2 protein-coding genes are annotated in these 7570 nt (G+C 57.3%); both read right to left on the reverse strand.

The window, feature by feature from the left end:
• Window positions 1-6803, reverse strand: a 6803-nt coding sequence (locus AC1D1F_RS24530) for a calcium-binding protein (protein WP_477700875.1), incomplete at its 3' end; no start/stop codon positions are given.
• Entirely contained in the window at window positions 6800-7336 is a 537-nt protein-coding gene (locus AC1D1F_RS24535) for a hypothetical protein (protein WP_477678896.1), read from the reverse strand. The genes AC1D1F_RS24535 and AC1D1F_RS24530, both read right to left, overlap by 4 nt.
• Window positions 7337-7570 lie beyond the last annotated feature (234 nt).

Below are 7570 nucleotides of genomic sequence, written 5' to 3' on the forward strand. Positions count from 1 at the left end.
AAGGTGATGCGCTCGCCCGTTCCCGCGATGTTGAGGTACAGGTGCGTCTGGTCGCGGCTGAGGCTGACGTCGCCGGCCAGCACGGTGCCGTCAAAGCGCACGGTGTCCACATTGCCGGCGGTCTCGTCGTAGTCCAGGATGGTGTCGCTACCGTCTCCCAGGCTGTACAGGTAGACGTCGTTACCCTCCCCTCCGTGAAACTCGTCGTCCCCGGCCTGCCCATCAAACACGTCTGCTGCGCCTGTGCCGCCTAACATGTCGTCTCCGGCTGTGCCCAGGATTGTGGGGGTGGTCGCGGTTGGGACAACTGCTGCCTCCAAGGCCTGCCGGTCCCACACGGTGCCGTCGGCGAACTCAACCCGCTCCACCTGTTTGAATTGGTCGGTATTGTCGGCAAACCAGTTGTTGAATTGCACCTTATCGTCCGTGCCGTTGATGCTCAAAGTCAGTGTGCCGGCTTCATCACGTGTGACCGTGATATCAGCCACTTCTACGGTACTGTCAAAGCGCAAGGTGTCGATATCGCCCGCCGCCTCGTTGAACTCGCCGATCAGGTCTACACCTGAGCCGCGGCCAAAGAGATAAACGTCGCTACCGGCGCCTCCTGACAGGTAGTCATTGCCGGCACCGCCGTCCAGGGTATCGTTGCCGGCCATGCCGAACAACTCGTCGTCACCCCCCAGGCCGTTGACCGTGTCATCACCCACAGTGCCTACCAGCTCGTCTGTGCCTTCGGTCGCAGTTTGCAGCACTTGCAGGCTTTCGAGCATTGCGGTATCCCACACGGTACCGTCGGCAAACTCGATCTGCTCTATCTTGTTGCCTCCGATGGCGAACGTCCCTGCCAGAGTGATGCGGTCTCTTGTGCCGCCGATGCTCAGGTACGCGTCGCCGTCGAAGTTTCGGGTGACCTTGATATCAGCGGCGGTCACCGTGCTGTCAAAGCGCAGGGTGTCGATGTTCCCCACCGTCTCGTCGTAGTCGTCGATGCGGTCGGAGCCGTCGCCCCGGCTGTACAGGTAGACGTCGTTGCCGGCGCCACCGCTCAGCAAGTCGTTGCCGGCGCCACCGGCCATCACGTCAGCCCTTGAAGTGCCGAAGAGGGTGTCATTGCCTTCCGTGCCTTGAATGACCGCATCGGGCGCGGCAACCGTGAGCGTGAAATTCGACGAGGCTGACAAGCCGAAGATGTCCCTTGCCTTGACGGTAATGGAAAGCGCCCCGGCAAAGCCCAATGGCGCGGTTCCCTCAAGCCTGAACGAGTCGACGTTGAAGTTTAGCCAGGCGGGCAAAGGGTCGCCGTTGGCAAGGCTGAAGCTGTACGTCAACGGATTGCCGTCTTCGTCAGAAAACAGGTCCGAGGGAATATCCAGGCCGACGTTCCCTTGTGCCTCGATTTCCTGATCGTCCAAGGCATACACCGCTTCAGGGGCATGATTGAGGCGGCTCGCCTCAGCCAGCGCGAATATATCGCCAGCATTCCAGACCACACCATTGTCGAAAACAATGCGCTCCAGGAAATAGCCCGTGGCGTCGGCATTGAGGCCCTGGCTGATCGTCAATGTCTCACCGGTGGAAATAATCTGGATGATGAGGTCCAGGTACCCAGGCTCGTAGGTCAGCACGATGTCGGCTGGATTCAGTCCCACCAGCCTGACGTTGTCAAAACCTCCACCGGTATCACCGGGCTCCCCGGAAGTATCACGAATGATGTCATCACCTGAACCGGCATACCAAACGTATGTGTCGTTGCCGGAGCCGCCATACAAATAGTCGTTGCCGCCCCCGCCGTCGAGGATGTCGTCGCCCTCAAATCCGTAGAGGTAGTTTTCGTAAGCGCCGCCGACGATGTGGTCGAACAGCGACCACCCTATCAATGCCGATTCGAAGGAATAACTTTCCCTCAGCTCCATATTGAGCGCCTGGTCCTGGATGTTCCAGACGGTCCCATCCGCAAACCGGAACCACTCAACGGTATATAGCTCTCCCGCCAAAAAGTTCTGCGCAATGCTCAGCGTCTCGCCCGTGTTGTTGATCCTCAGAAATGCTTCGCCGCCGTTATGCCGGACCATGGTCAGGTCCGAGGCGTACAGACCTCGAAGTTCCAGAGAGTCATTGGCACCACCGCCAAAATCATAGATGTGGTCGTCGCCGTCTCCGCGCCCCCAGACGAAAGTGTCGCTTCCTGTGCCTCCATCCAGGTTGTCGTTGCCGGCACCACCTATAAGACGATCATCACCCCCGCCACCGATCAGGCTGTCGTTGCCATCACCGCCGTCAAGCACGTCATCGGTATCAAAGCCCCAGATGAAGTCGCTGCCGGGGGTACCTTCCAGTGATTTGAGCCGAAGGGCCGGGAGGTCCCACTCGAGCCCGTCTGCAAAGACCAGCTTTTCAACCACGCTCTGCTGGAGTAAATCAAGAGAGCTGCTGATGAGCCGAAGCCGCTCACCGGTATCAATCACCTCAATCACAAAGCCCACGCCGCCGTCGCCTCGAACCCGGATATCGGTGGCCAGCAAATTGCCCAGCAACAAGGTGTCGAATCCACTTTCTTCGGTCACGGTATCGTTGCCGCTGCCCCTTCCCCAGACATACGTATCGTCGCCCGCTCCGCCCACCAGGGTGTCCTCTCCGGTGCCGCCGTCGAGCGTGTCGTTGAACGCGCTGCCCACCAGCACGTCGTAACCGGCTGCCCCCGACAGAACGCTGGGTTTGTTGAAGGCCATAAGGTAGTTATCGCCAGCGTCCCCCTGGGCTTCCTGGCCCGCCGCCAGCAGGCCCGCCAGCGTGGTGGTCTGGCCGCCGGCCGTGACCACGATGTTGGCCAGGAACAGCTCGACATCCCCATCGCCGTAGCTGGGCTCCAGCGTGATGCTGTCGGTACCGGTCGAGTCGAGGTACAGCACCACCGATTTGGAATTGCGCTGCACCAGGCCTATGCGCAGGCTGGCCAGGTCGGCTTGTTCGCCCAGGGCGATGGTCACCGCCGAGGCGGCCGCCAGGGCACCGCTACCCATCTTCACAAGGTCCCGGCCGTCATTAGCCTCAAAGCTCAAAGTGTTTCCACCTGACTCAAGCTGAATCTGATCGTTACCTCCGCCTGCGGAAATCGTATTGCCGCCGGCATGCACCGCAATGCTGTCAGCGCCCAGACCTGTGACAACTTCCTGATTGGCGCCAGCCACGTCCACGGTTCGCGGTGTGAGGCTACGCTGAAGCAGCGCTTTTGCGGTATAGGTTTTGCCGTTGACGCTGACAGACGCCAGGGAGCCATCCGCCCAGCCTGTGCCTTGCACCTGCAGCGCCCCAATGGTTAAGACCTGGTTGCCGTTTGGAAGGAAGGTCAGCACGGGCACATCCGCCGGGTTGCCGGCATTGATGATATTCAGCGTGCCGGCCGCATGCGAGGAGTCGTTCAGTTTGACCACTGTCGCCTGGGAGGCGTCAATGGTGTAGCGGTTTTGTCCAGAGTCGTCGGTCAGCTCGGCATTGCCGTTGACCTGGTAAATGTCATCGCCGGCGCCGCCTTCGGCAATGTCGGTTGCGCCCACCACCAGGGTGTCGTTGTCGTCTTCACCGTAAAGCCGGTCTTGCCCTTCGCCACCGATCAGGGTGTCGTCGCCCTTACCGCCGTAAAGCCAGTCCAACCCGTCCCCGCCGATCAAGGTGTCAACGCCATTGCCACCGTTGAGAAGGTCATTGCCTGATCCGCCATCCAGATAATCATCACCGAACAGGCTTTCAGGCGTTGCCGCCCACGAGGTTACGTCACCTTCCACACCATCGCCGTACAGGATGTCATTGCCGCCACCGCCTTCGAGACGGTCAGCGCCACCGCGGCCATAAATCGTGTCGTTGTCTTGTTCGCCGTAGAGGTAGTCCGTTGCGTGGGAACCCACGAGCAAATCATCACCCGTACCACCGAAGAGCATGTCCCCGCCATTGCCATAGATCGAGGTGCTGGCATCCACATAATTGCTCAAATCCAAGGCCAAGGGTCGGTCTATCTGGTTATTGGTGTCTATGATCGACAGGCCTTCCACGCTGTATTTCAGGCTTGTACCTACCTGGGTAGTCAGCAGGCGCCAGAGCGGCACGACACCATCCAGGATTGCGCTGGCCACCACGGTCTGGCCGGCACCGAGTTCCCCAAATTTGGTGAGGCGCTCGCGCTCGATGGAGTGGCTGGCAAACATCAGGTCGTTGCCCGAACCACCGTCAAGGTAGTCGGCTCCGCGGCCGCCAAACAGCAGATCTCCCTCGCTGCCACCCAGCAGCTCGTCGCCTCGATTGCCGCCGGAAAGCACGTCGGCCCCGGCGTTTCCCTCGATGTGGTCGCGCCCGACGTCCTGTGTGCCACCGGCATAGCTGAACAGGTAAGCGTAGCGAACGCCGTCCACGGTCAGGCCCGCGGGGTTGTACTCGTACGAGAGGATCTCTTTGGTCTGGTCGGTCGTCGATCGATACAGGCTTCGGTTATTTTCCATACCAGTGGCCAGCAGGTCGTTGCCACCACCTCCGATGACGATATCGCCGGCGTCTGTGGGAGTGGCGATGCCTCCGTAGAAGGGAGTGACGGCTGCGGTTTCGCTACCTTCGATAATGATTTTGTCGTGATCGCCGCGCTCTTCAAGGTCCAACCAGTTGTAAGGTGCGGTGAGCGTGAAGATTTCCGCGCCGGCGTGGTCGAAACTTCCTCCAGTGCGCGGTGTACGTATCACCGTATCGGGCTGCGCGCCTTCGAGCGTGATGCCAAGGTCGCCGCTTTCAAAATTGCGTATCTTGAAGGCGCCAGCGGTGGTGCTGATAACAAGGTCCATCGCGCCCTCACCGCTGGAGGATGGAATCAGGCTGTAGTACACGCGGCCGTCGTGGCCCATCCAGGTGTTGGCCGAGTTGGGGACCGCATGGCCGCCAGCCAAGGTAATCGTGTCAGCACCAATCTTGAGTTCGATCTTGCCGTCTTTGTCCGTCAGGGTGTCGAAGCCTTCACCGGCTGTGATGCGGTAGGTGTCGGAGCCCGCACCGCCTACCAGGGTGTCATCGCCCTCACCTCCGATGAGGATGTCGTCGCCTGCGTTGCCTTCGAGATAGTCGGCACCGGCTTTTCCGTCCAGAGTGTCATCACCACCTCCGCCGTAGAGGTGGTCTTCGAGCTTGTTGTCGCTGCCAGTGAGGGTATTGGCTTGGTCGTCACCGAAGGCGATACGTTGCCGAGGGCGAGTGCTGAGTGCATTGCTTGCCGCGTTGTTGGCGGGGTTCCAGGCAATCAGCGTCTTCTTTGCGCTGTCACTGAAATCCACATACTCTAGTTCGAACACGCGATCTGTGGCAAATTGGGCACTGCCAACGACAGTGCCTGTGCCAGTGAGATCTTTTTCATTGCGGCCAACGATTGCTTGCAATAGCAGGGCGCGGTCAGTCCGCCAATTCCCGGTAAAGGTACCAAGCCCCTGAGCCCGCTGCTGCGCCGTGAGCTGCGCATCAGCGTCCCATTTCCCGGCTAATACTTCGTTAGCTTGTTTGAGTTTTCCAAGCGCTGTGGTGTCGCTTGTATTAATAACGACAGGGCTTAGCGCATAAAGGCTTAGAAAGGCAGAAAAGTTTGTCTCAGCTTGGGTGGCAAGGCCTGCATCGGCAAGCGTCAGCGTGGCCTTGCCGATAAGGCCCTTGAAAGCATCGCTCTTGACGAGAGTGTCGAGATTGGAGTGAAAATTTAACCGTGTTCCTGGCTGCGGACCTGTATTAGATCCATTTGCGTCTCCCGGGAAAGTTGGAGCCGCGTCTGCAGACTGCAACATCCTTCTAAGACCATCAAGCAGCCCCTCATAGGACGCCACCATTTGATTACTGCCGGCGCTGACCAACTTAGACAGTTTTACCAAATCGAATGTCGAGTCCAGTTTGGCCAGCGCATTGCCCAACGCCAACATGTCGGTGAGCTTATACATGTAATGATTGTTGATAAGCGCCGGCGTGAGGTCCTCCTGGAACAATCCTATTCGCGTACCGTATTGCTTGAATCCCACCGGGTTCCAAGTATTGGTAGTTACGTTGATACCATTCTCAGCAAAATAATTATTCTGTGCGTCGCTAAAACTTCCGATTCCCAACCAACTTCCGATGGCTTGGGTAATCTGGCCAAACCCATTCTCAATATTGAGTGTTGCCGGCCTGCTAAAGCCCGCGCTGTTAAAAGTATTGATCGCTTCGACTGGCCACTGAGAACCGAACAACCTCACAAATGAGCTGGCAAGATAACCCCCAAGACTGTGGCCGTTCACTGATTTGATGGCGCTGATGCCTGCAATTCCTGTCAGGCTTCCTACACCTTGAACATCGGGAGCAGCAACAAAATTCTGGAAAACAACGGGAGGAATAGTAGATACCACCGTAACATCAAGAGCGATCTGCTTTGCCATTTGCCCCGGTAGCGTGCTTTCGCGCAACCACCAGTTAACCATGTCAACCAACTGAGCGTGCGCCAAACCAGATATGGCCAGGTCACCGTCGACAGCGAAATCAGGAATTTCCTGGGTACCACGCATGGAGACATAAACCTGCCCGGCGTAAGGTGTGCCTGAATTTCCACGCCAAACCGTGGCTTCAAAACTTGAAGAAAAACCGCTCGCTTGAGTCACGACGCTGAAGTTATCCCCTATGTATTTGGCCAACTCGGGAGTCATTCGACCAGCCAATTTGGCGCTTAAGTTATCCTCACTTAAACCAGGAGTTAATCCATCGACATACGAGGAATCCGCCAGCAATGCATTGATGAATGTATCGTTGATGGTTGTCATTTTTTCTCCTGATGATTAAGTTTCGAGCGTTGAATTTGAGTTATCTTGAGGTCGCTAAATAACTTGACGGGGTCGACCAATCCACCGGGCTCACATTGCCCCTTAAAAGTCAATGGCACGCGACCTTCCGAAATACCCAACATCTGGCTGAGTCGCCCACCGCCTGCCATCAAAGTGTTGTAGCTAACAACAAGTTCATTAGTTGTCGCATCAAGAAACCGCCATTGCCGCACAACAAAACGCAGCCACTTATTTTTGATTTCAATATCAACCATGTCAGCTAGATAAACAGTCTTTCCTGCCGCTGCCGCACGATCAACTTGAATCGTCGAGTTCGCTTTACAGAGCTGCTCAAACTGGCGACTTCCAATGAACTCATCGAGCAACGGTAGCAGTAGCAGTAGTACAAATACAGCTACACCAATGGGTATTCGCAGGACTGCCTTGGGCATCTTTTGCGCGATAGCCTTGCTCAACCAAATGCAGAAGGCCAGCCAAATCCCCAACGTCGAGAGAAGATAAATTCCGGTCATCGATTGTTCTCAGTTTTCGATTGCCAAAGTAGCGACTGCCTATTGACGATTACCATCAAGCAGTGATTCACCTCTCCCTCCCCGACTTCTGCACAGGCGACAACAAATACTCGAGCACCGTCCGCTTGCCCTGGTTGACCCTGGCCACGACTTGCATGTCCCGGTAGCCAAGAGCTTCCCGGGGTTTCTATGTCGTCCCCATTAGCCGAGGCGAACCAGCCCTTCCTGCAAGCT

The organism is Polaromonas sp. P1_H6, assembly GCF_056405195.1.